The organism is Pseudoalteromonas sp. APC 3358, assembly GCF_030408075.1.
Taxonomy (GTDB): domain Bacteria; phylum Pseudomonadota; class Gammaproteobacteria; order Enterobacterales; family Alteromonadaceae; genus Pseudoalteromonas; species Pseudoalteromonas arctica.
In genome coordinates this window covers 149,412-173,092 of the sequence record NZ_JASDCE010000007.1, presented here as the reverse complement: position 1 = coordinate 173,092, position 23,681 = coordinate 149,412, and the positions used below count along the sequence as shown (strand labels likewise).

Annotated in this window: 21 protein-coding genes; 15 read left to right on the top strand and 6 right to left on the bottom strand. The window is 39.5% G+C overall.

What is annotated here, in order from left to right:
• Nucleotides 1–39 precede the first annotated feature (39 nt).
• On the bottom strand, nucleotides 40–1,050 hold the full coding sequence (locus QL995_RS12720) for a helix-turn-helix domain-containing protein (RefSeq protein ID WP_290294310.1): 1,011 nt from the start codon (nucleotides 1,048–1,050) through the stop codon (nucleotides 40–42).
• 125 nt (nucleotides 1,051–1,175) lie between these two features.
• On the opposite strand from QL995_RS12720, the gene QL995_RS12715 reads away from it, so the two are divergent.
• Both QL995_RS12715 and QL995_RS12710 read left to right on the top strand, forming a co-directional pair.
• Entirely contained in the window at nucleotides 1,176–3,083 is a 1,908-nt protein-coding gene (locus tag QL995_RS12715) for a beta-ketoacyl synthase (protein WP_290294309.1), read from the top strand.
• Nucleotides 3,084–3,264: 181 nt separating this feature from the next.
• Complete coding sequence (locus QL995_RS12710; protein WP_024607092.1) at nucleotides 3,265–4,290, top strand: energy transducer TonB; 1,026 nt, start codon at nucleotides 3,265–3,267, stop codon at nucleotides 4,288–4,290.
• Between the two features lie 107 nt (nucleotides 4,291–4,397).
• On the opposite strand, the gene QL995_RS12705 is transcribed toward QL995_RS12710, so the two are convergent.
• Complete coding sequence (locus QL995_RS12705) at nucleotides 4,398–4,814, bottom strand: MgtC/SapB family protein (RefSeq protein WP_024590122.1); 417 nt, start codon at nucleotides 4,812–4,814, stop codon at nucleotides 4,398–4,400.
• A gap of 213 nt (nucleotides 4,815–5,027) precedes the next feature.
• On the opposite strand from QL995_RS12705, the gene QL995_RS12700 reads away from it, so the two are divergent.
• Both QL995_RS12700 and QL995_RS12695 read left to right on the top strand, forming a co-directional pair.
• Nucleotides 5,028–6,545, top strand: a complete 1,518-nt coding sequence (locus QL995_RS12700; RefSeq protein ID WP_290294308.1) for a BCCT family transporter — start codon at nucleotides 5,028–5,030, stop codon at nucleotides 6,543–6,545.
• A gap of 71 nt (nucleotides 6,546–6,616) precedes the next feature.
• Nucleotides 6,617–6,955, top strand: a complete 339-nt coding sequence (locus tag QL995_RS12695; RefSeq protein ID WP_290294307.1) for a hypothetical protein — start codon at nucleotides 6,617–6,619, stop codon at nucleotides 6,953–6,955.
• On the opposite strand, the gene fghA is transcribed toward QL995_RS12695, so the two are convergent.
• Together fghA and QL995_RS12685 are read right to left on the bottom strand one after the other, a co-directional pair.
• Nucleotides 6,909–7,751, bottom strand: coding sequence for an S-formylglutathione hydrolase (gene fghA, locus QL995_RS12690; protein WP_165726904.1), 843 nt, complete (start codon nucleotides 7,749–7,751; stop codon nucleotides 6,909–6,911). The genes QL995_RS12695 and fghA overlap by 47 nt on opposite strands.
• Before the next feature lie 72 nt (nucleotides 7,752–7,823).
• The gene (locus tag QL995_RS12685) at nucleotides 7,824–8,945 is read right to left on the bottom strand and encodes an S-(hydroxymethyl)glutathione dehydrogenase/class III alcohol dehydrogenase (RefSeq protein WP_007375333.1); all 1,122 of its coding nucleotides are present in this window, start codon (nucleotides 8,943–8,945) and stop codon (nucleotides 7,824–7,826) included.
• A gap of 134 nt (nucleotides 8,946–9,079) precedes the next feature.
• Here QL995_RS12685 and QL995_RS12680 point away from each other — a divergent pair, with 134 nt between their 5' ends.
• From QL995_RS12680 to hflX, 7 genes are all read left to right on the top strand, one after another.
• The gene (locus tag QL995_RS12680; protein WP_197192344.1) at nucleotides 9,080–9,952 is read left to right on the top strand and encodes a LysR family transcriptional regulator; all 873 of its coding nucleotides are present in this window, start codon (nucleotides 9,080–9,082) and stop codon (nucleotides 9,950–9,952) included.
• A gap of 147 nt (nucleotides 9,953–10,099) precedes the next feature.
• The gene (locus tag QL995_RS12675; protein ID WP_290294306.1) at nucleotides 10,100–11,317 is read left to right on the top strand and encodes a lipoprotein-releasing ABC transporter permease subunit; all 1,218 of its coding nucleotides are present in this window, start codon (nucleotides 10,100–10,102) and stop codon (nucleotides 11,315–11,317) included.
• Nucleotides 11,310–12,008: a lipoprotein-releasing ABC transporter ATP-binding protein LolD gene (gene lolD / locus QL995_RS12670; RefSeq protein WP_182195546.1), complete on the top strand. Its 699-nt coding sequence runs from the start codon at nucleotides 11,310–11,312 to the stop codon at nucleotides 12,006–12,008. The genes QL995_RS12675 and lolD overlap by 8 nt, the downstream gene beginning before the upstream one ends.
• A complete protein-coding gene (locus tag QL995_RS12665; RefSeq protein ID WP_290294305.1) occupies nucleotides 11,998–13,242 on the top strand; it encodes a lipoprotein-releasing ABC transporter permease subunit in 1,245 nt (414 codons plus the stop codon). Before lolD ends, QL995_RS12665 begins: the two co-directional genes overlap by 11 nt.
• A 117-nt stretch (nucleotides 13,243–13,359) precedes the next feature.
• On the top strand, nucleotides 13,360–13,833 hold the full coding sequence (locus tag QL995_RS12660) for a DUF1456 family protein (RefSeq protein ID WP_002960721.1): 474 nt from the start codon (nucleotides 13,360–13,362) through the stop codon (nucleotides 13,831–13,833).
• Nucleotides 13,834–14,192: 359 nt separating this feature from the next.
• Complete coding sequence (gene gdhA, locus QL995_RS12655; RefSeq protein ID WP_290294304.1) at nucleotides 14,193–15,545, top strand: NADP-specific glutamate dehydrogenase; 1,353 nt, start codon at nucleotides 14,193–14,195, stop codon at nucleotides 15,543–15,545.
• Between the two features lie 198 nt (nucleotides 15,546–15,743).
• Nucleotides 15,744–17,093 carry a GTPase HflX gene (hflX, locus tag QL995_RS12650; RefSeq protein WP_290294302.1) on the top strand — a complete coding sequence of 450 codons (1,350 nt, stop codon included), beginning with the start codon at nucleotides 15,744–15,746 and terminating at the stop codon, nucleotides 17,091–17,093.
• Nucleotides 17,094–17,193: 100 nt separating this feature from the next.
• Here hflX and QL995_RS12645 read toward each other — a convergent pair whose 3' ends face one another.
• Together QL995_RS12645 and QL995_RS12640 are read right to left on the bottom strand one after the other, a co-directional pair.
• Nucleotides 17,194–18,927, bottom strand: coding sequence for an AMP-binding protein (locus tag QL995_RS12645; protein WP_290294301.1), 1,734 nt, complete (start codon nucleotides 18,925–18,927; stop codon nucleotides 17,194–17,196).
• Nucleotides 18,928–19,112: 185 nt separating this feature from the next.
• Nucleotides 19,113–19,559, bottom strand: coding sequence for a DUF3010 family protein (locus tag QL995_RS12640; protein WP_007582681.1), 447 nt, complete (start codon nucleotides 19,557–19,559; stop codon nucleotides 19,113–19,115).
• 355 nt (nucleotides 19,560–19,914) lie between these two features.
• On the opposite strand from QL995_RS12640, the gene thrS reads away from it, so the two are divergent.
• The 4 genes from thrS to rplT all read left to right on the top strand — a co-directional run bounded on the left by thrS (nucleotide 19,915) and on the right by rplT (nucleotide 23,233).
• Nucleotides 19,915–21,825, top strand: a complete 1,911-nt coding sequence (gene thrS / locus QL995_RS12635; protein ID WP_007582683.1) for a threonine--tRNA ligase — start codon at nucleotides 19,915–19,917, stop codon at nucleotides 21,823–21,825.
• Nucleotides 21,826–21,884: 59 nt separating this feature from the next.
• Entirely contained in the window at nucleotides 21,885–22,445 is a 561-nt protein-coding gene (gene infC / locus QL995_RS12630; protein WP_002960714.1) for a translation initiation factor IF-3, read from the top strand.
• 212 nt (nucleotides 22,446–22,657) lie between these two features.
• Nucleotides 22,658–22,858: a 50S ribosomal protein L35 gene (rpmI, locus tag QL995_RS12625; protein WP_002960713.1), complete on the top strand. Its 201-nt coding sequence runs from the start codon at nucleotides 22,658–22,660 to the stop codon at nucleotides 22,856–22,858.
• A 15-nt stretch (nucleotides 22,859–22,873) separates the two neighbouring features.
• The gene (rplT, locus tag QL995_RS12620) at nucleotides 22,874–23,233 is read left to right on the top strand and encodes a 50S ribosomal protein L20 (protein ID WP_002960711.1); all 360 of its coding nucleotides are present in this window, start codon (nucleotides 22,874–22,876) and stop codon (nucleotides 23,231–23,233) included.
• The last annotated feature ends 448 nt before the right edge of the window (nucleotides 23,234–23,681 follow it).

Sequence of the window (23,681 nt, the reverse complement as noted above, 5' to 3'; positions counted from 1 at the left end):
TATGTATAAAAAAATGCCAATTTAGAGTGTCGTCGCTGGTTATCCAAATAACTTTCGTCTAACTACTTTTCTATAACCACTAGGTGTTTGGCTTAATACTTTTTTAAACACGCGTGTTAAATGACCTTGGTCGTTATATCCCACTTCTAAAGCCACTTCTTGAATTGATAAATTTGATGATGCTAATAACTCCTTCGCACCTTCTACGCGTAATTGTTGCCAATACTCAATAGGGCTTTGGTTCGTTGCCGCTCTAAAACGGCGGGTAAAAGTACGGTAGCTCAAGCTAAATTGGGCAGCGACTTCTTGCAGGTTTAACTCGGTGGCTAAATTTGTTTTTAGCCAAAACTGAATTTGCGCAATTAGCTCGTCGGGGTGACGGTCAACTGCACCTTCTAAGTAGCGTTGATCTTCGTAGGGTTTACGTATTTCGTGCGAAAAGTTTCGCTCTACATGTTGAGCGGCGGCTTTTCCATAGTACTGACTAATAATATGTACGATCACATCTGCAAGGGCATTAAGGCTTGCTACGGTGTACATGCGTTCTGACTGGGTTATAAAAAAGTCGGGTTTTAAACGCACTAACGGGTAGTCGTGGCTAAATTGATTGGCGTAGTGCCAATGGGTGGTAGCAGGGTGCCCATCAAGTAAGCCAGCCTCAGCTAGTAAGCAGTTGCCAGTGCCTACACCAATTATATGGCTGCCTGCGCTAAAGCTCTCGCTTAGCCAATCAACTACGTCTTGATTTGTACGCACTACAGGGCGCGGGTTTCGCCAAATTCCGGGCACTATTATTAAATCACTATAGGGCGCATTAGTTGTTATGCAATCAGGAATTATTGCGAGGCCAGCGCGAGTAGCTATAGATTCAGTACTTTTAGCCACTAAATTTATAGCAAGCGGTCTAAAACTTTGCTTATCAATATGGCCTTTAGCAAAGGCCTCGCCGGCTCTTAACATCTCAATAGGCAGCGTTAAACTAGTCACTAATAAATGCGGATATACCGCTATAGCAATGTTTAGTGGTGGATTAGTGTTTTTTTCAGTCATATAAATGCTCCGACCAGTGCCTTTTGGCCTTTTGTGCTGAATATTTGGCTATTAAAGCACAATGCATAGTGCATAATCCATTTAAACTGCCTCTTCTTCTAATAACACGTTTTTAAAGGTAAATTATGACTGCATTACCCGTTATAGTAGGCATGGGTGGCATTAACGCCGCTGGCCGTACTTCTTTTCATCAAGGTTATCGCCGTATCGTGTTAGATAGTTTAAATGCTCAAGATCGCAGTGAAACATTCTTAGGCCTCGCCACACTGATGAATCTAGTAAGCGTTGTAAACGGCCAATTACAAGATGCACAAGGTAATAATGTTGAGCAAAGCGACATAGAAGCACGCTTTGGTGAGCAAATTATTGCTGGTACGCTTATTCGTAAAATTGAAAAAGAACACTTTGATGCCGATGCCACACCGTGGCAGCAAAAAATGACGCTAAACGCATCAAGCGATAACGCAATTGTGTTTGAAACGCGCGCTCGCGACTTACCTACACCTGTTCCAGCTAGCTGGCAAGTTGAAGAACTTGAAGGCAAAAAAGTAAAAGTAACTATTGCAGCCGACTTAGATGTTAAGCATGACTCAACACGTGATAACCCGATTAAATCTGCAGGGCAATTTCCGACTGGGTTTGATCCGTCTGTTATGTATAACAGCCGCTATCAGCCTCGTGGTCTGCAAGCTACTATTTTTGCAGCTACCGATGCTATTAAATCAACAGGGCTTGATTGGCAGCATATTATGAATAGCGTAGAGCCAGATAAAATTGGTACCTATTCAGCATCGGTAATTGGCCAAATGGACGACAAAGGCCTAGGCGGTTTAGTAAAGGCGCGCCAACAAGGCGACCGTGTTAGTACTAAGCAGTTAGCACTGGGTTTAAATACAATGTCGACCGACTTTATTAACGCGTATGTTACGGGCAATGTAGGGACTACGTTTTCGACCTCGGGGGCCTGTGCTACGTTTTTATACAACTTACGTGCAGCGGTTAACGACATACAGGCAGGGCGTACACGCGTTGCGGTTGTCGCAAGTGTTGAGTGTGCTATTACACCAGAAGTGATTGAAGGCTTTGGTAACATGAGCGCACTTGCTAATGTAGAAGGTTTGCGCCGTTTAGATAACTTATCAAGTGATGAAGAACCAGATTATCGCAAAAGTAGCCGCCCATTTGGCGACAACTGCGGCTTTACATTAGGTGAAGGCGCACAAGTTGCTATTTTAATGGACGATGCTTTAGCCCTTGAACTAGGCGCCGACATTATGGGCTGCGTACCGGATGTATTTGTAAATGCAGATGGCATAAAAAAATCAATCACGTCACCTGGTCCTGGTAACTATATTACCATGGCTAAATCGGCTGCTTTAGCAACGAGCCTTTTAGGCAAAAAAGCCTTGCAAGAACGTAGCTTTATTTTAGCGCATGGCTCAAGTACACCGTTAAACCGCGTAACAGAGTCGTTGATATATCACAAAGTGGCACAAACGTTCGCTATTGATAATTGGAAAGTGACAGCGCCAAAAGCCTATGTTGGTCATACTATAGCTCCTGCAAGTGGCGATCAATTAGCGATAGCTTTAGGTGTATTTAGCCATAATATTATGCCGGGTATTACCACAATTGATAAAGTGGCTGATGATGTTTACACCGATCATCTTGATATTCGTAATAGCCATTACGAATGCGCCGATATGGATATTGCTTTTATAAATTCAAAAGGCTTTGGCGGTAACAATGCAACAGCTACCGTACTTTCACCAAAAGTAACAATGCAAATGCTCGCTAAGCGCCATGGCGATGAAGTTATGAGTAGTTACGCGCAGAAAAACGTGGCAATTAAAGCCGCGCAACAAACGTATCAAGCTCAAGCTGATTTAGGCCAATATGAGCTTATTTACCGCTTTGGCGACGGACTTATTGACGACAACGACATTGTAATAGACGAGCAAAGTATTCAGTTACCTGGCTTTGAAAAAGCAATTACGTTTAGCACAACAAATTCCTATCAAGATATGTTTTAAGCACACATACTTGTTAGCAAGGCGCTTTTTAAGCGCCTTTTTTAATGCCTCAAATATATTTATCTATTAAGTTTTTTCTAAGTGAAGCTCATTAAATGAACTAATTTTTTGTATTTACACTTGCTTTTATGTTGATCGTTTGTTTCTATTATATAAACACTATCTAGGATGGATAAAACTGATGAAAAAACTCATATTAGCGCTTTCTTTAACTTGTACTTTTACTCAACTCTCTGTTTTTGCAGATGACTTTGTTCCTGCAGAAGTGATTAATAAAAACTACGATCAGCTCACTAATACTTCTTCGCGCGCTTCGAGGTTAGAGGGGATTAATTTGAGCAGTTACGTGGTTGATAAAAGCGGGCAGGTTAGTGATATAGAAATTGTAGCTACGGTTGGGCAAAAAAAGTACCAAAGAGAAGTAATGGATTACGTGTCTAAGCTCAACTACAAAAGTGCAAAATTAAATGGTGAGACTATCCCTGTAGCAAAAACCATTACTGTAAGTTCGCAAAATTTGCATATTAATTTTTCAAACGATAAAGCGTCTCGCGGCTTTTTTAATGATTATGAGCAAGCTAGTAAATTAATCGACGAAAAGAAATACGATGAAGCTAAAAGCCGTATCGATGAATTAGAAAATGAACATACAAAAAATACGGTTGAGATTGTTTTGCTTGCATGGCTTAAAAGCCAGCACAGTTATTTTGTGCAAGATTGGAAGAGCTTTGATCAGCATATCTACGAAGCGTTTTTATTTAGAGATAATCTACCGGATCAAATTCAAAAACGTGTGATTAAAAACGCTTTACAGTGGTTTATATCAAAACAAGATTATGTACGTGCTTATGATGCAATAGATGCACTAGGCAATATTGAATCCATAACCTTTACAGAGCAAAACAAGGAACAGTTGTTAACTCAAGTGAACGATATTTATAAAAACTCGGGAGATATTAAGCAACAATTTAGTTTAGCTTCAGAACAAGCTGTAATGCCTATGATGTCGAAGTCTGAAGTTAAATTAGAATCAGAATTACCACTGAGCAAAGTGCAACTTAGATGCGAAAACAAAGTCGTTGACTATGACACTAATACAATTGATAAAATTGTTATTTCGAAAAATGATTTGCGTTGTGGATTATTAATAAAAAGCGCTCAAGCACAAACAATTACACTTAAGCAAAGCGGTGAAAGCTTTTTATAAAAATTGTAACTCCCCACATATAAATTATGGGGGAGTTATTGCATTAATAAGTTTTGGCTATTCAAATAATGCATTGGAATTTTGCTGCAATACTTATTAAAAAACCGTTACTTAAACTTTTTTACATACCTAAGCGTTATAAAATTAATAATGGCAAGTAAAATGGCTATTTCGTAACGGCTGTAGGCTACGGCTATACCAATTAAGCCCATATTCCAAATACTGGCTGCGGTTGCTGTGCCGGAGGTTGATTTGTTATTTTTCAAAATTGCGCCACCGCCAATAAAACCAATACCAGTAATGATGCCTTGCAACATTTTTGATTGAGCTTCTGCGCCATCTAAAACCGACATAGCAATTAATGCATACCCACACGATGCAACAGCAACAAGAGGAAAGGTACGAAGGCCTGCGCCATCATTACTACGCTCTCTGTCGTAAGCCATGGGTAGTGCAAGTAGGTATGCAATACCTAAGTGTATTAAGTTATCGATGATTTCATTCCACTGTAAATCAATTTCCATTATTGAGCCTGTGCTGGTTAACTTTGTTAATAATAAGCAAACAGCAAGCCATGGCATAAATGACTATTAATCAATGAGTTATTGTTAATGCCTGTATTTAACAAGAATTATTGAGGAAACTTTTACATGTTTTTATTACTATTTTACGCAATAGTTAATTTGATCTGAGTTTTAAAGCCCCGTATTCTTTTATCCAGACTAAAAGACACCTATATGAATCTCTTGCCTTTAAATAAAACATTAAGCACACCCACTAAGCTTGAAAAAACAGCCTTACTATTTTGCGTTGGGTTATCTGTTATTGCTTTTTTATTTCCTGAATTACTCACAGAGCACTTACAACCCGCTATTAATAAAATTTTAGGTTATTTAGGGTCGCCATTTTTTATATTGGTAAACTTGTTACTTTTTTCTGTGATAGCTATTGCTATAAGCCCATTAGGGCAACGAAAAATAGGAGGAACGCAAGCACTTGTTGAGTTTAGTACCTTTGGTTGGCTTTCTATGTTGTTTGCAGCAGGAATGGGCTCAGGACTTATATTTTGGGGAGTAGCAGAGCCTGCACTACACACAGTTAACTCGCCTTTAAAGCAAAGCTTGTATCCCAACCACCAAACAAGTGGTTTGGCACTTACACTAGTTAATTGGGGCGCGCATGCATGGGCGCTCTATGCAGTATTTGGCTTGGTATTAGGTGGGCTTACTCGCAATAGTGGTACAGCGGGCGATATTAGTGCTCCTGTGATCAGTGCAACTAAAGGCGTTATTAATCGGGCTTGGCAGTTACAGTTGAGCTTTAGCATTAAATTAATTGCCATACTTGCAATATTTTTTGGTGTCGTGGGCACAATTGCTAATTCAACTTTATTACTGCGTAAAGGGCTCGAGCTTGAGCTAGGGGTTGAGTCTGCTTTATTTTCGGGGTTTATTATTATTTTTTTAATTGCGCTGCTTTATACTATTTCTGCAAAGTTGGGGCTTAAAAAAGGAATTCAAACTCTTAGTAAATTTAATGTGTTTTTAGCATTTGCACTTATAGCATGGCTATTAATTTTTGTGCCTATACAGCCAATTATAGATATAGCAATAGGCGGTACATGGGATTACATTCAGCTCATAACCACAGGTACATGGCAGTTTGAAAGCGTACTTAATGACCCAGCATGGGCAACAGGTTGGACATACAATTACTATTTTTGGTGGTTAGCTTGGGGTCCGTTTGTTGGTGTGTTTTTGGCAAAAATTAGCCAAGGACGGCCGGTTTGGCAATACATATTAGGTGTCGTATTTGTACCAACCTTTGTGACTATTATATGGTTTAGTGTGTTTTCGGGCTCTGCAATTGCGTGGGATCAAACTCACAATGCAGGCATTTTAGAGGCTATTAAAGCCGATTATACGCAAGGGCTGTTTGTATTTTTCGAGCAATTAGGCTGGCAAGGCGGTCTATTAATTTGGTCAAGTTTATTGCTTCTACTCATTTTTGTAGCCACATCAGCAGACTCTGCTGTTTTGGTTATTCGCCAATTAAGTGGTGCAAGTAAAGCTCAAACATGGAGCTTGTATGCTTGGTCGTTTGCACTAGGTTTATGCGCTTTTGTTTTGTTAGTACAAAACAATGAACCATTAAACAGAAGCGTTGCTATTATTGGAGCGCTTCCTTTTTTAATTATATTTATATTGCAATTAATTGGTTTTATTAAAGAGTTCATACGTGAATTTAAGCACTAAGGCTTACATTTTTTTACAATGCTATTTTTAAATTGTATATAATTTAGGTAATTATATTGGTGGGGTTAATAATGCGTACTTTATTGATTATTCTATTTTCAAATGTATTAATTGGTTGCGCTGCTGCGGGTATAATTTTAGATGGGGCAGCGCGCTCTCAACCTGGCCCAGTAAATGCGGGGCCTGTTGTAAAAGATAAAGAGGGGCTTAGCTTTACTAAACTCGGTGTTGAAGCCGATATGGCTATAGTTGAATTTATTAAAGGTAAGGGCAATAACAATACGGTACAAGTATGCAGGCAAGTGAGTAAAGTATTGAAAGAGTGTGTAGAGTTAGAAAAGTCATCCCTACACACTAATGAGCCTATGCAGTTAAAAACTGATGATGAAATAATAAGTGTTGGTCAATAAAGCTGCTTATAAAAAAGTAGCTATGATCGTAGCCTGCTTGCATTTCAAGTGTAAGCGGGTAGCCTTTTTTATCAGCAATAGCGACTAAGTTTTCTGGCTTAAGTTGCTCTTGTAAAAAGCCATCAGCATCACCTTGACTCACTAACATAGGTAAGTAATGAGCTTGCTCTGCGTTTTTCATCAACTCGCAGCTATCATATTGTGCCCAAAGCGCCTTATCATTTCCTAAATAGCCAGAAAATGCTTTTACACCCCAAGGGCATTCAATTGGATTTACAATAGGGCTAAAAGCCGAGGCACTTACAAACGAAGTCGGGTTTTTAAGTGCAACCATTAATGCACCGTGCCCGCCCATAGAGTGACCACTAATTGCTTTTGTGCTTGTTATCGGAAAATGTTGTTCAATAAGTGCTGGTAACTCACTAACAACATAATCGTACATATTAAAATGAGTGTTGTAAGGAGCTTGCGTGGCATTTACGTAAAAGCCTGCGCCTTGTGCAAAGTCGTAGCTGTCTTCATTGGGGACGTTTTCGCCGCGCGGGCTAGTGTCAGGCGCTACAATAGCAATACCCAGCTCAGCTGCTTTTTTAAATGCGCCGGCTTTTTGCATAAAATTTTCGTCTGTACAGGTTAAACCTGATAGCCAATAAAGTACCGGTACTTTGTTTGTCTCACTTGCGCCAGGTGGTAAAAATACGGCAAAGCGCATAGTGCTATGTGTACTTTGCGAGCTGTGATTATATTGTTTATGCCAACCGCCAGACACTTTTACACTTGAGATATTTTCTAACATACTTAATCCTTAAAAGCCGTAAACTTAAAAGTATTACGGCTTATTAATAAGCTATTTTACGAATGCAGTTTATTAGTAATGAATGACTGTACGAATACTTTTGCCTTCGTGCATTAAGTCAAACGCTTCATTAATATCTTCAAGGCCCATTGTATGAGTAATAAAGTCGCTAAGAGCAAATTCACCCGCCATGTAACGCTCAACAATTTCAGGAAGTTGTGAACGGCCCTTAACACCACCAAATGCGCTACCACGCCATACACGGCCAGTTACCAGTTGAAACGGACGGGTTGATATTTCTTGGCCAGCACCCGCCACACCAATAATTACCGATTCTCCCCAACCTTTATGGCAACACTCAAGTGCTGAGCGCATAACGTCAACATTACCGATACATTCAAACGAGTAGTCAACGCCGCCGTCTGTCATTTCAACAATAACCTCTTGAATTGGCTTGTCGAAATCTTTTGGGTTAATTAAATCAGTTGCACCTAGTTTTGTAGCTAAATCGAATTTAGTGGTGTTTATATCAACACCAATAATACGACCAGCACCGGCCATTTTTGCGCCAATAATCGCAGACAAACCAATACCGCCTAAGCCGAATATAGCAACAGTGTCGCCAGGCTTTACTTTAGCAGTGTTGGTAACTGCGCCCATGCCTGTTGTTACACCACAGCCTAGTAAGCAAATCTCTTCTAGTGATGCTTCTTTATTTACTTTAGCGAGTGAGATTTCTGGCAATACAGTGTACTCAGAGAACGTTGATGTACCCATGTAGTGATAAATTGGTTGGCCGTCTTTAAAAAATCGTGTAGTGCCGTCTGGCATTAGGCCTTTACCTTGTGTTTCGCGCACGGCTGAACACAGGTTAGTTTTACCTGAAGTACACATTTTACATACGCCACATTCTGCAGTGTATAAAGGAATAACATGATCCCCAACTTCAACACTCGTTACGCCTTCGCCAACAGCATAGACAACACCAGCGCCTTCGTGACCTAAAATAGCAGGAAATATGCCTTCAGGATCTTGGCCTGATAATGTAAATGCATCGGTATGACACACACCTGTAGCGGTAATTTTTACCATGACTTCACCTTTTTTAGGCATCATCACATCAACTTCTTCAACACTAAGTGGTTGATTAGGACCCCAAGCAATGGCAGCTTTTGATTTAATAAATTCAGACATGTGTTTTATTTCCTTTAACTGGCTATTAAAAAATAATTGTAGACCCAATTTGCTTGGGTGATGTGCTTATTGTATTTGTTTCTCAAATAATGATAATCTCAATTTTATTAAAACACTTTTACAGTATGGTAATAATGGCGCGTTGGAATGGAATAGATGAGTTTATAGCTGTTGGGGAGGAGGGCAGCTTTACTGCGGCTGCAAAAACGCTTGGACTTTCGGTTGCGCATATTAGCCGCCATGTTACAGCGCTTGAGCAACGTTTAAATACCCAGCTTTTAACCCGTACTACTCGTAAAGTGGTTTTAACTAAAGAAGGCGAAGTGTATTTACATCAAATAAAGCACTTACAACATGCTATGGATGAGGCAACTCAAGGTCTTGCCACGCACCAAACTACACCAAAGGGTAAAATTAAGCTCACAGCCCCTGTTATGTATGGGGAAACGTTCATTATGCCTATAGTGCATAACTTTATGAAGGATCATCCCGAGGTCGAAGTTGTTGCCACATTAAGTAATGAGCAAGAAAATTTATTAGAGGGCGGATTTGATTTAGCCATAAGGTTAGGGCATTTAAAAGATTCGAGCTTAAAAGCGCGTAGGTTAAGTGCGCGGCGTTTTATTATGTGCGCGGCACCACAGTATTTAACGCGATTTGGTGAGCCGCATACTTTAGGCGAGCTAAACAGCCATGAATGTTTAATTGGGAATAGTAGCTACTGGCGCGTAAACGAAAATGGGCGCGATAAACACATTAAAATAGCGGGGCGGCTACAGTGTAATAGTGGTTGGGCGCTGGTGGATGGCGCAAAAAAGGGGCTCGGTATTGTACAGCTCCCAGACTACTACATTGAAAACGAAATTAACTCGGGGCAATTGGTGCCTATTTTAACACCCTATCAACCACAGCAAGAAGGGGTATGGGGCGTGTATCCGCCAAGGCAGTTTGTGGCTACTAATGTACGGGTATTGCTCGATTATTTAGTCAACGGGCTTAAAGCTTAACCGCGAGTTAATGGTTAAATACATATTGCTGTAAATATAGCCAAGTATCAGATTTTTAAATTATTTCTTACATTTTACACCATACCCAAAGGCACTTTTTTCGTGCTACTATTGCTCAATACTTTTACGATAAGTGTTAAAAATAATATGTTTCAACCGGTTAGCTTATTTATAGGGCTTAGATATAGTCGCTCCTCTAAAGGAAATGCGTTTATATCGTTTATTTCATTTTTTTCTATTGCCGGTATCGCTATTGGTTTAATGGCATTATTTACGGTAAGCAGTGTAATGAACGGGTTTGAAAATAGCCTAAAAACTAATATGCTTGGACTTATTCCGCATGTTGAAGTTAGCGCAGGTAAACACACTGCCACCCAAATGAACACCCTAAAAACCGACCTCGAACAATCTCCTTATGTTGATCATGTAAGCTTATATCGCCACGGTGAAGCTATTTTGCAAACGAATAAAGACTTGCACGGCGTTTTATTACAAGGCCTTTATAACGATAGTGGTTCTTTGTATAAAATTACCGATAAAATAGTGCAAGGCGATTGGAAAACTGTATTAAACAAAAATTACAACATTGCTATAAGTCGTTATTTGAGTCGTAAATTAGGCGTTAGCGTGGGTGATAAGCTTCGCGTTATTATGCCTAATGCTTCAACGTATACACCTCTTGGGCGAGTACCCAGCCAGCGTTTATTTAAAGTTGCCGCAATATATGAAACCGGATCTGAGATAGATATGGCACTTGCGTTTACGAGTGGCGCTTCACTACAGCGGGTGTTAAAGCTGGATAAAAACACTGCACCAAATTTAAGTGTTTCATTGCACGAACCTTTTGAACTAGATGAATTTATTGAAGCAAGCCAACGTATTTTACAAGATCATAATTATAGTGATTGGCGCAGCACCCAAGGTACTCTATTTGCAGCCGTTGCTATGGAAAAGCGCATTATGTCTATGTTGCTTGCCCTCATTGTATTGGTGGCTGTATTTAATATTGTATCGGCATTAACCATGATGGTAAGCGAAAAACAAGGTGAAGTAGCCATACTACAAACGTTAGGTTTAGCACCTTCGCAAGTGCAAAAAGTGTTTATGGTGCAAGGCTTATATAATGGCGTAATTGGTACCGCAATAGGCGCATTTTTAGGTGTAATATTTAGTTTATATATAAATGAGCTACTTGCATTAGTGGGCTTAAACTTATTGGCGGGTATAGAGCTTCCGGTAAAATTTGATATTTTGAGTTTAGTAATAATAGCGTTTGCCAGTATTGCTATGAGCTTTTTAGCTACCTTATATCCTGCGCGTAAAGCCGCAAAAGTAAAACCAGCAGAGGTATTACGTTATGAATGATTTAGTAATTAGTTGTGAAAATTTAAGTAAGGTTTATCAAGATGGCAGCAACCAAGTTGAAGTATTAAAAGGCGTTGATTTAGCGCTGCAGCAAGGCGAAATGCTCGCTATAGTGGGGAGTTCTGGCTCTGGTAAAAGTACGCTTTTACACATACTTGGCACATTAGATACCGCAAGCTCAGGTAGCGCTAAAATTAAAAACCAAGAAGTTGCAAAGCTTTCGCGAACAGAGCAAGCCGCATTTAGAAACAAAAATTTGGGCTTTATCTATCAATTTCATCACTTACTAATGGAGTTTAGCGCAGTCGAAAACGTGGCTATGCCATTACTAATTAAAGGCTTGAGTGCAAAAGAAGCCAAAGCTCAAGCGCTCGACATGCTCGAAAAAGTAGGCCTTGCACATCGCAGCTCGCATAAACCGTCTGCGCTTTCTGGTGGAGAGCGCCAACGCGTGGCTATTGCCCGTGCACTGGTTACAAAACCTGCGCTTGTGCTTGCTGATGAACCAACCGGTAATTTAGATAAACAAAATGCGATTAAAATTTACGATTTAATTAATGAGCTTAACCAAAGCTTAAACACCAGTTTTGTGGTAGTTACACACGATTTAGAACTTGCCGATAAGCTAGGCAAAATAGCTTATTTAGACGATGGAAAACTAGCTATTAAAGAGTCGCAGCATGTTGCTTAGTGCATTTTTAAGTAAACGTTTTAGAGCCTATTCAGGCCACAAAGATGAAAAAAACGGCTTTGTTAGTTTTATCGCTAAAGCGTCGACTATTGGTATTTTATTAGGTGTCGCGGTTTTAATTGTGGCGCTGTCGGTAATTAATGGTTTTGAGCAGCAACTAGTACATAGATTGCTAAGTGTTGTGCCACAGGTTGAATATGTAGCACCAAGTAGACCCATCGCGAATTGGTCGCAAAAAGTTGAGGATTTACAAACACAACCGCATGTATCAGGGGCTGCGCCATTTATTGCAGTGAATGGGATGGCGCAATATAAAAGCCAGCTAAAAGCGATAGAAATTCGAGGTGTTGAGCCATCGCTCGAGAGTAATGTATCGGCGGTAAATCAGTTTACCAGTGGTAAGTTAGTGAGCCAGTTAGGCCTTGACGATGTAATTTTAGGTAAGCAAATAGTAAAACAGTTAGATGCAAAAGTAGGCGACAACATTACGTTACTTATTCCGCAAATAGGCCAAAAAGGTCAGTCATTATTAGCGCCTAAACGCGTAACACTTAACCTTGCAGGTGTTATAGAAATGGGCGGCCCCATTGATAGTACAGCTGCGTTTATACATCTTAATAAAGCGCAGCAAACATTGGGTTACGATGAAACTCAAGTAACAGGGCTGCGGTTAAGTGTTGATGATGTGTTTTCGGCGCACCAAATAGCGCTAAAAGTGGGCCAAACTATTGACGACTACGTGTATGTTTCCAGTTGGTTTAGAACCCAAGGCAGCCTTTATCAAGATATTCAAATGGTACGTACCATTGTTTATATTGTGGTGTTTTTAATTATAGCGGTAGCCAGTTTTAATATTGTGTCCTCCTTGGTAATGGAAGTACGCGAAAAACAAGGCAATATCGCAATTTTAAAAACCATGGGCGCGAAAGACAGTACTATTTTAGCCACCTTTGTAATGCAAGGCTTAATGCAAGCATTTGTAGGCGTGGCACTAGGAACACTAATTGGTGTGGTATTAGCGCTTAATATAAGTGAACTTTTTACGTGGATAAGCCAATTATTTGGAGCTAATCCACTTGAGGGCGTTTATTTTATAGAGTTTTTACCAAGTAAATTAGTACTTGAAGACATTGGTATTACAGTGATTGTTACGTTTGTGCTTGCGATACTTGCCACTATTTATCCTGCATGGCAAGCAACGCGCGTAGATCCTGCCAAGGTGCTTGGTAACTAGGTATAAGAAGCTCAGATAAAAATTAATAGGGTGGTATTAGTAAACCTGTTAAACTAGGTGCTTATTTAAAATTAAGCAATAACTGCTTGGTTGCTATACCTCACTTTGGGATTTACTTTGACTAATAACGATATTTTACGCCGCATTCGCTACACTTTTAACTTAACTGATACTGCTATGGTCAATGTTTTTGCATCAGCAGAGCATACGGTCACCAAAGAGCAAGTAATTGCATGGTTAACTAAAGAAGGTGAAGAGGCTTTTACCCCAATAAGTGATACTGAGTTTGCTAGCTTTTTAAATGGGTTTATTAATACCCAACGTGGCAAACGCGAAGGTGAGCAACCAGAGCCTGAGAAAAAGCTAAACAACAATATTATCTTTATGAAGCTACGTATTGCTTTAAATATGAAAGCAGAAGATGTTATAGCAACACTTGCACTTGTTGATTTTGATCTAAGTAAACATGAGTTAAGCGCGTTTTCTCGAAAAGTAGATAACAAACATTACCGTGTTTGTAACGATCAAATATTACGCTTGTTTTTAACCGGCGTACAAAAGCAGCACCGTCCAGAAGAGTCTGCTGAGTAACTGGTTTTAGCTAATTAGCTTTTAGTTAATGGGTTTTTTGCGAGCGCAATGCAGTATAAAGCCCATTAATTGTTATATTTTTAAACAAACCCACACCTAACATTCCCTTTTGAAAATATAAAAACTCGCTTGGCACTGTTCTAATTTTAAATCTGCGAATTTAAATTCATCTTTAATAAATAAAAATCAAACTTCCAATCAAAAATAATTCACGTAGCTCGCGTTAAATATCTCAATTTTTCATGCTAAGGTAATAGTTAATTATATTAAATTAAGACCTTAATGCATGAATTATAAACTTGATCACGTTTACTTTAACATCTGATAAATACTTTTATTATTAACACGGAAGAATAATTATGAATTATATCCATAGCACAATCGCACAATTAAAAAATAGTAGTCCTGCACAATGCGAGTTTTATCAAGCCGTTGAAGAAGTACTTGAATCACTCGAACCTATCTTAGAAAACTCAGAAAAATACAAAAAAAATGCCATTATACAACGCTTAGTTGAGCCCGAACGCCAAATTATGTTTAGAGTTCCCTGGGTTGATGACGAAGGCAATATTCAGGTAAATAAAGGCTACAGAATTGAGTTCAACTCTGCACTTGGCCCCTATAAAGGTGGCTTACGTTTTCACCCAAGTGTAAATGCCAGCATAATTAAATTTTTAGGGTTTGAGCAAATATTTAAAAATGCTTTAACAGGTTTACCAATCGGTGGTGGTAAAGGCGGGGCAAACTTTGATCCAAAAGGGCGCTCAGATGCTGAAATAATGCGTTTTTGCCAATCATTTATGAGCGAGCTCTATCGCCATATTGGCCCTACAACCGACGTACCCGCTGGAGACATTGGGGTAGGGGCAAGAGAAATAGGTTACTTGTTTGGTCAATATAAGCGTTTGACTGGGCGCTATGAAGGTGTTCTAACAGGTAAAAGCTTATTGTGGGGTGGATCGCTTGTACGAAAAGAAGCCACGGGATACGGCGCTGTTTATTTTGCTGACTACATGCTGCAAGCGCGCGGCGATAGCCTACAAGGTAAGCGCTGCTTGGTCTCGGGCGCAGGTAATGTTGCTATTTATGCAATGGAAAAGCTTTATCAAATGGGGGCAACACCAGTAAGTTGCAGCGACTCTCGTGGCACTGTGTATCATGAATCGGGTATAGATTTAAATCTTATTAAATGTTTGAAAGAGCAATCGCGTGATTGCTTGAGCGCATATAAACAAACTCACCCCGATGCTATTTATATTCCTGTAAATGACTACCCTAAAGATGGGCACGCTGTTTGGCGCTTTAATGCTGCCGCTGCTTTTCCGTGCGCCACACAAAATGAATTAACACAGGCAGACGCTAACGCATTATTATCCTGCGGTTGTTTATTAGTAAGTGAAGGCGCAAACATGCCTTCAACAAAAGAGGCTATAGATTGCTTTATTGCTGCAAAAATTGCGTATGGACCAGGTAAAGCGGCCAATGCCGGCGGCGTTGCGACAAGCCAATTAGAAATGGCACAAAATGCGAGTATGCAAAGTTGGACCTTTGAAGAAGTTGACGAAAAGCTAAAACAAATTATGAAAAATATATTTGTTACCGCTAACGATACCGCTACAGAATTTGGTGAGCCTGGAAACCTTTTATTAGGCGCTAACATTGCAGGCTTTAGGCGCGTTGCAGATGCAATGATTGAGCAGGGCGTCGTTTAATATTAAAGCTGAAAAATAAGGCTTTAATATAATGTGATTTTAAAACTAGCCATAAAATTGAGTATATTATGGTTAGTTTTAAATATTAACGCTATTAGTGAACTATAACCCTATAAAGCTGGGCTATAACAGCGTAGGATCAAGTTACTTTCGAATGAAAATTAGGTTTGCACTTTAGGTGCATTAAGACAAAAAATTATGCAACTAACTGCAAAACCATCACTTCCTAATGCGTTACTTATTTCTATTAGTACACCACAATTTAAAGGTGACGAAGCAACAGAGTCGCTTGCAGAGCTTGCTCGTTTGGTAACTACGTTAGGCTTTAAAGTAGTAGGTACACAATCGCAAAAGCAAAGTTCTACCCAAAAAGTTAATGTACTGGGCTCAGGAAAACTAGCTGAAATAGCACACCTTACCGGCAATAAAGGGATGGTTGAAAACGAGCAAGAAGATGATTTACTTGATGAAGACCCTTTAACCGAAATATCCTCAGAAATTCCATCAGACGAACTTGATTTTGCATGTGCTGATGTAGTGGTATTTGACTGTGATTTAACGCCTTCTCAACTACGTAATGTTGAGAACCAGCTGGGTGTAGAAGTATTTGATCGCACCGGTATTATCATTGAAATATTTAGCCGTCATGCGCGTACTAAAACAGCAAAATTACAAGTTGAAATTGCTCGCCTTAATTATGTAGCGCCACGACTGCGTGAAACATCAACAGGTGATAAAGAACGCCAAATGGGTAAAGGTGCGGGTGAAACCACACTTGAGCTAAATCGCCGTAAGGTGCGCGATCAATTAGCTGAATTAAAGCGTGAGCTTGTTAGTGTTCAAGATGTAATGATGGACAGACGTACGCAGCGCTCTGAGCTATTCTCAGTGGCTTTAATTGGTTATACCAATGCGGGCAAGTCATCAATGATGCGCGCAATTACAGGTAGTGATGTAGAAGGCGAAAACAAACTCTTTGCAACGCTAGATACGACTGTTCGCGCGCTGTATCCGATTACGCAGCCACGTATATTGGTTTCAGATACGGTTGGTTTTATTAAAAAATTACCTCATGATTTGGTTGCTTCATTTCATTCAACGCTCGCTGAGGCACATGATGCATCGTTATTGTTGTATGTTGTAGATGCTTCAGATCCTTCTTTTCGTTCACAACTTGAAGTAGTACATAAAGTACTGGCAGAAGTTGGGGTGGAAGGCAGCAAAAAATTATTAGTACTGAATAAGTCAGACCAATTAAGTACTGAGCTGCAGCAGTCGCTAATGGATGAATTTCCTGATGCGATGATGACCTCTACGCGTAATCCAGATGATATTAGTAAATTGCACAAATACATTATTGGCATTGCTCAAGAGGACATGATTGAAGAAGAGATTGTTATACCGTACACAGCCAAAGGTATCGTGGGCGAAATCCGATCGAGTATGAGTGTTGTTAAAGAAGAATATGAATACAGCCACATTAAATTAACAGTGCGCTCGAGTGCGATTGATTTAGAACGTTTAAAAAAGAGAATGTTAGATTTATAATAAATTTAGTATACAAAAAGCACAGCCAATTGGCTGTGCTTTTTAATCGTTACTTGAGGTAGATTTATTATTCAGAGTTCAGATTTTTTGTAGAGAAAAATTAGGAGAAGGCTTTGTCGCTTAGCTCTTCTTGCATTTGCTCACGCATTTTAAATTTTTGCAGTTTACCTGTTACTGTCATTGGATAGTTTTCTACAAAACGGATATGTCGTGGCATTTTAAAGTAGGCTAGTTTGTCTTTTAAAAACTCACGAATTGCTTGCTCATCAAGTACAGCATCTTCTTTTGGTTGGATCCAAGCGCATACTTCTTCGCCATACCTTTCATCTGTTATACCAAATATGGCAGCATCTTGAATGCCCGGGTAGGTGTAAAGTACTTCTTCTATTTCTCGAGGGTAAATGTTTTCGCCGCCGCGAATAATCATATCTTTTATACGCCCAACAATCGTGACAAACCCTTCTGTATCCATGACACCTAAATCGCCAGAGTGTAGCCAACCACTTTCATCTATTGTGGCTTTTGTTTTAGCATCGTCATTCCAATAGCAGCGCATTATGCCTGCACCTTTACTACACACTTCGCCAGGTTGACCAATTTTTTGAATGTTACCCAGCTCGTCAATTATTTTAACCTCGGTATGGGCAAGTGCGCGGCCAACCGTTGTTACTTGCCGCTCTATTGAAGAGTCTGTTTCGGTAATATTGTTTATGGGGCTGCACTCCGTTTGCCCGTAAGCAATCAGTACTTGATGCATGTTCATTTGTGTTTGTACTTTGCGCATTACTTGCTCTGGGCATGTAGAGCCTGCCATTACACCCGTGCGTAAAGTACTTAAGTCATAATCGTTAAAATTACTTAGCTCAAGCTCACTAATAAACATAGTAGGTACACCGTGCAGCGCTGTACATCCTTCTTGTTGAACTACATCGAGTGTGGTTTTTGCATCAAACGAATCGCCTGGATAAATGGCTGCTGCACCTTTACTAACACACAATAAGCTACCCAATACCATTGCAAAGCAATGATATAACGGGATAGGGATGCATAACTTGTCATCGCTCGTAAAGTGCATAGATTCGGCGACGAATAGCGCATTATTTAAAATATTTTTATGAGTGAGCGTTGCGCCTTTTGGGTTGCCTGTTGTGCCTGATGTAAATTGTATATTGATGTCTTGCTCAGCATTTAAGTTTGCACCTATTGCTTTTAATTCAAGCTCATGTGCCGATGTTGGCAAGTTAATAACATCATTAAAAGAGTACATACCAGGAGATGCTTCATCGCCAATGCGGATTATATTTTTAAGAGTGGGCAGTGCTTTTAAATTAAGTGTGTCTTTATCGCAAGTTGCAAGTTCTGGAGCCAAACCATTGAGCATTTCTAAATAATCACTGCCTTTGAAGTTTGATGCTGTGATTAGAGTAGAGCATTCAACACTATTTAAAGCGTATTGTAATTCGTTAGGGCGATATGCAGGGTTAATACACACCATTATTGCGCCAATTTTGGCTGTTGCAAATTGGGTTAAGCACCATTCAATATTATTAGGAGACCAAATACCAACGCGCTCTCCTGGTTTTACACCAAGGGCCAGTAAGCCCATAGCAAGTTGATTAACTTCTTTTTGAAATTCTTTATACGTTAAGCGAATACCCTGGTGATGAACTACAACAGCTAACGCCTCTGGGTTTTTGTCGACAATAAAGTCAAAGTACTCCCCGATAGTCGAATTTGTTAAAGGTGTGCTTTGTATACCTTTAAAATAGCTTTGCGATAACGGTAAGTGATTTATTTGTTCTACTTCTTTTACCGCAATAGTGTGTGTGTGCATTGCTCTCTCCATGAAAATGTGTGTGAGTTATGTAAACTACAAAGTTAAAATAAACACATATTGTCGACAAAGAGAAGTGCAGTTAGACTAATGTATTATTAGATTAATAAAAGCTAATACTACTATTTAGACACAAAAAAACGCGTCTTACACTGTAAGTACGCGTTTTTAAACGAGTAATGAGTTTACATTTCGTCGCTGCGGTATGTTTTTTTCATTATGTAAACGTAAGCGTTTACAAATGCATTTTCTTGGTACTTTTTAAGACCTGTTTCTTCAAAATCAATAGGAATAGGATTACGCTTTACCTGTTCTTTAATTTCAGTTGTGGTAAATAAACGTACGTCTAAATTGTCGATTAATTGAATCGCAGTTTCCATTTTGAATCCCTTTGCGCTGCCAGCAAATTTACCTTTAGGCTGACGCTCACGGATTGCAACAGAATCAATTTGGTAATCTTGCATTAGTTTTGCAAAATCGAATTGAAATTTACGCATTACTTCAGTGTCGTTACCGTTACCTAAGGTAAAGCGTGTTTGGCGCACATCGCGAATATCAAATACGTCATTATCTTTACTTAAAATACAAAGTAGTACATCACTACCGGTAATTTCTACACCACATGTTCTCATGTCTATTCTCTAAAATAACTTAATTACGCAGTATTATACGCAACACACATTAAAATGCGAGTGTAGGTATAGTTGTAGGTGCGTAATTAGTGCGTTGATGCTTTTATATTTTAATGAAATGATTTTTTTTGCTCTAAAAGTTACATTTTGTGCTCAAAACGGGTGGATTTCACCCCTTAAAACTTGTAATTAAATGCGCAGCACGCGACAATATATCTTTGTAGTTGAATAGACTCTGCATCTACATTTATTAGTCAATGCTTATTCGTAAAAGCGTTGTCGAGTCATTCTCATTTAATTTATTAAAAATACACGTGATACATTGTAGGTGTCACCACTGTAGCAAGGATTTATAATGCCAGTTATTACTCTTCCAGACGGAAGTCAACGTAGTTTTGAAAACCCTGTAAGCACGCTTGATGTTGCAAACGATATTGGCCCTGGTTTAGCTAAAGCGACCATTGCGGGTCGTGTTAATGGCGACCGTGTTGATGCATGTGATTTAATTAGTGAAGACTCTCGTCTTGAGATCATTACCGCTAAAGACGATGACGGCCTTGAAATCATTCGTCACTCTTGTGCTCACTTAATTGGTCATGCAGTTAAGCAACTTTTCCCAGACGCAAAAATGGCAATTGGTCCTACCATTGATAACGGTTTTTACTACGATATCGATATGGAACATTCATTATCACAAGATGATCTTGAAGCAATTGAAAAGCGTATGTTGCAACTTGCAAAAACCAACTACGACGTAGTGAAAAAAACAGTAAGCTGGCAAGAAGCACGCGATACATTTGAAGCGCGTGGCGAAACATACAAAATAGAAATTCTGGACGAAAACATCGCTAAAGATGACCGCCCAGGATTATATCATCACGAAGAATATGTAGACATGTGTCGTGGACCTCACGTTCCTAACATGAAATTTTGCCAAAACTTCAAAATAATGAAAGTTGCGGGTGCATATTGGCGTGGTGATTCAGAAAACAAAATGCTACAACGCATTTACGGCACAGCGTGGGGCGATAAAAAGCAACTTAAAGCGTATTTAAAACGCCTTGAAGAAGCTGAAAAACGCGATCACCGCCGTATTGGTAAAGCGCTTGATTTATGGCATTGGCAAGAAGAAGCGCCAGGCATGGTATTTTGGCACAACGATGGTTGGAGCATTTACCGCGAGCTTGAAGAATTTGTACGTGAAAAGTTACGCGAATATGAGTACGAAGAAGTAAAAGGTCCAATGATGATGGACCGTTCACTTTGGGAAAAATCAGGTCACTGGGAAAAATATTCAGAAGCAATGTTTACCACTGAGTCTGAAAAGCGTGAATACGCGATTAAACCAATGAACTGCCCAGGACATGTGCAGATCTTTAACCAGGGTTTAAAATCGTACCGTGATTTACCACTTCGTATGGCTGAATTTGGTTGTTGTCATCGTAATGAGCCATCAGGTGCACTACACGGTTTAATGCGTGTACGTGGCTTTACACAAGATGATGCTCACATTTTCTGTACCGAAGAGCAGATAATGGACGAAGTTTCAGCGTGTATTAAGATGGTTTATGATACATATGAAACATTCGGATTTGAGAAGATTGTAGTTAAGCTATCTACTCGCCCAGAACAACGCATTGGTGAAGACCATATGTGGGATAAAGCAGAGCTTGCTTTAGCTGAAGCACTTAAGCTAAACGATATTGAATTTGATTATCTTCCGGGTGAAGGCGCGTTTTATGGTCCAAAGATTGAATTTACTTTATACGATTGTTTAGACAGAGCGTGGCAGTGTGGTACAGTGCAATTAGACTTTGCATTACCGGGTCGTTTAGGCGCTACTTATGTAGCAGAAAATAACGAACGTCGTACACCTGTAATGATACATCGTGCTATTTTAGGTTCTATTGAACGCTTTATTGGCATTTTAACTGAAGAGTACGCTGGTTTATTCCCGACGTGGCTTGCGCCAAAGCAAGTGGTAATTATGAATATTACCGATAAACAGGCTCCTTATGTTAAAGAAGTAGTACAAAAATTAAATAAACTTGGAATTAGAGCCGCTGCTGACTTGAGAAATGAGAAGATTGGCTTTAAAATCCGTGAGCATACACTGAAGCGTATTCCATACTTGCTTGTTGTTGGCGATAAAGAAGTTGAACAACAAGAAGTAGCAGTGCGTACTCGCACAGGTGAAGACCTAGGCAAATTTAATGTCGATGATTTTGTAGCTAAAATTAGCGAAGAAATTAAAAATCGACAGTAAAAATCGAGCGTGTAAGGCATTAACAAACAGCCAATTACACGCTTATATTATTGATATTCTTGGAGGAACGTACTATTAGAGGCGGCAAGAAAGGGCAACAAACAGCTCAAAAAAATCGTATTAACGAAGAAATTACAGCGCAAGAAGTTCGTTTAATTGACATTGAAGGCGAACAAGCTGGAATTCAGTCATTACAAGACGCGCAAACTATGGCCGATGCAGCGGGTGTTGATCTTGTTGAGATCAGTCCAAACGCTGAGCCGCCTGTTTGTAGAATCATGGATTACGGTAAGTTCATCTTTGAAAAAAGCAAAGAACTAAAAGAGCAGAAGAAGAAGCAAAAGCAAATCCAGATAAAAGAAATCAAATTCCGTCCTGGTACGGATGAAGGTGATTATCAGGTTAAGCTTCGCAACTTACGTAAGTTCTTAGAAGCTGGCGATAAAGCTAAGATTACTATCCGCTTCCGTGGTCGTGAAATGGCTCACCAAGAAATTGGTATAGAATTATTAAACCGTATCAAAGCCGATTTAGAAGAACTTGCAGTAGTCGAGTCTTTCCCAAATCGTGTTGAAGGTCGCCAAATGGTTATGATGATGGCGCCTGTTGCTAAAAAATAATTTTTAAGCGATAATACGCACCGAAATTAGCTCAGGTCTGCAAGTAATATGCGAATATTCACCTGAGTTAACCGGTATTAAAGTAAGATTGCGGCATTTATGCTGGGTCTTCACCGGAACATGGCAGTAAGTTAGGCCTAAAAGTGGAGCTATAGAAATATATCTCACGCCTGCTTACTAATTTAAAAGCAATACAATTTGGAGTTATTGCAATGGCTTATAAGCTAAAAAGTCACAGTGGCGCTGCTAAGCGTTTCAAAAAGACTGCTTCTGGCGGTTTCAAGCGTAAACAAGCGCATCTTCGTCATATTCTGACTAAGAAAACTTCTAAGCGTAAGTTACACCTACGTCCTAAGATGATGGTTCATAAAAATGACCATGGTCTAGTTTCACGTATGTTACCGTTCGCTTAATAGGGGTTTTTAGAAATGGCAAGAGTTAAACGCGGCGTTGTCGCACGTGCACGTCACAAAAAAGTTTTAAAACAAGCAAAAGGTTACTACGGAGCACGTTCACGTGTTTACCGCGTAGCTTTCCAGGCTGTTACTAAAGCGGGTCAATACGCTTACCGTGACCGTCGTGCGAAGAAACGTACTTTCCGTCAATTATGGATTGCACGTATCAATGCTGCTTCACGTCAAAATGGTCTGTCTTACAGCCGTTTTATCAATGGTCTTAAAAAGACATCTGTAGAAATCGATCGTAAGATCCTTGCAGATATCGCTGTTTATGATCAAGTTGCATTCGCAGCGCTTGTAGAAAAAGCAAAAGAAGGCCTAGCCGCTTAAGCTTTTTCATATAAGTATTAAAAAAGGAGCCTATGGCTCCTTTTTTTGTGCCTGTAATTTAATAACTTACACTTTTTTATAGCTGAGCTAAATCGGCTTTTTCAAATTAATACCCATCTGCTTATATTAGCTCTATTTATCGATAAAAAGATACGTTAGAGCAGGGCGAAATTCACTATTTAGTTGTTCTTGGCAATTGCTCCATCATTACTCACTCTCCTGGATCCATGCAGACGTATATCAGACATTTTTGGCGCTGTTAGCGTCAGATGTAATCCTTTAAATTGATTAAGTATTTTTACGAGTTGGTATAAATAGTAATGTAATGAATTACTGTACATTAATAACGTTATATAGCCTTAAAAGACAGGTGTGAATGAGTGACATGTAATTGGCTGCATTTTTTTGTTGAATCACCGCAGTTTCCTCATTATAAAAAATTTAGTTG

Coding starts and splice junctions, on each gene's coding strand:
- QL995_RS12685 (WP_007375333.1), bottom strand. CDS start 8,945: ATGTCTGAATTTATTAAATCAAAAGCTGCCATTGCTTGGGGTCCTAAT.
- QL995_RS12695 (WP_290294307.1), top strand. CDS start 6,617: ATGCGTACTTTATTGATTATTCTATTTTCAAATGTATTAATTGGTTGC.
- gdhA (WP_290294304.1), top strand. CDS start 14,193: ATGAATTATATCCATAGCACAATCGCACAATTAAAAAATAGTAGTCCT.
- thrS (WP_007582683.1), top strand. CDS start 19,915: ATGCCAGTTATTACTCTTCCAGACGGAAGTCAACGTAGTTTTGAAAAC.
- QL995_RS12720 (WP_290294310.1), bottom strand. CDS start 1,050: ATGACTGAAAAAAACACTAATCCACCACTAAACATTGCTATAGCGGTA.
- rpmI (WP_002960713.1), top strand. CDS start 22,658: ATGGCTTATAAGCTAAAAAGTCACAGTGGCGCTGCTAAGCGTTTCAAA.
- rplT (WP_002960711.1), top strand. CDS start 22,874: ATGGCAAGAGTTAAACGCGGCGTTGTCGCACGTGCACGTCACAAAAAA.
- QL995_RS12700 (WP_290294308.1), top strand. CDS start 5,028: ATGAATCTCTTGCCTTTAAATAAAACATTAAGCACACCCACTAAGCTT.
- QL995_RS12640 (WP_007582681.1), bottom strand. CDS start 19,559: ATGAGAACATGTGGTGTAGAAATTACCGGTAGTGATGTACTACTTTGT.
- QL995_RS12715 (WP_290294309.1), top strand. CDS start 1,176: ATGACTGCATTACCCGTTATAGTAGGCATGGGTGGCATTAACGCCGCT.
- lolD (WP_182195546.1), top strand. CDS start 11,310: ATGAATGATTTAGTAATTAGTTGTGAAAATTTAAGTAAGGTTTATCAA.
- hflX (WP_290294302.1), top strand. CDS start 15,744: ATGCAACTAACTGCAAAACCATCACTTCCTAATGCGTTACTTATTTCT.
- fghA (WP_165726904.1), bottom strand. CDS start 7,751: ATGTTAGAAAATATCTCAAGTGTAAAAGTGTCTGGCGGTTGGCATAAA.
- QL995_RS12705 (WP_024590122.1), bottom strand. CDS start 4,814: ATGGAAATTGATTTACAGTGGAATGAAATCATCGATAACTTAATACAC.
- QL995_RS12675 (WP_290294306.1), top strand. CDS start 10,100: ATGTTTCAACCGGTTAGCTTATTTATAGGGCTTAGATATAGTCGCTCC.
- QL995_RS12710 (WP_024607092.1), top strand. CDS start 3,265: ATGAAAAAACTCATATTAGCGCTTTCTTTAACTTGTACTTTTACTCAA.
- QL995_RS12665 (WP_290294305.1), top strand. CDS start 11,998: ATGTTGCTTAGTGCATTTTTAAGTAAACGTTTTAGAGCCTATTCAGGC.
- QL995_RS12680 (WP_197192344.1), top strand. CDS start 9,080: ATGGCGCGTTGGAATGGAATAGATGAGTTTATAGCTGTTGGGGAGGAG.
- QL995_RS12645 (WP_290294301.1), bottom strand. CDS start 18,927: ATGCACACACACACTATTGCGGTAAAAGAAGTAGAACAAATAAATCAC.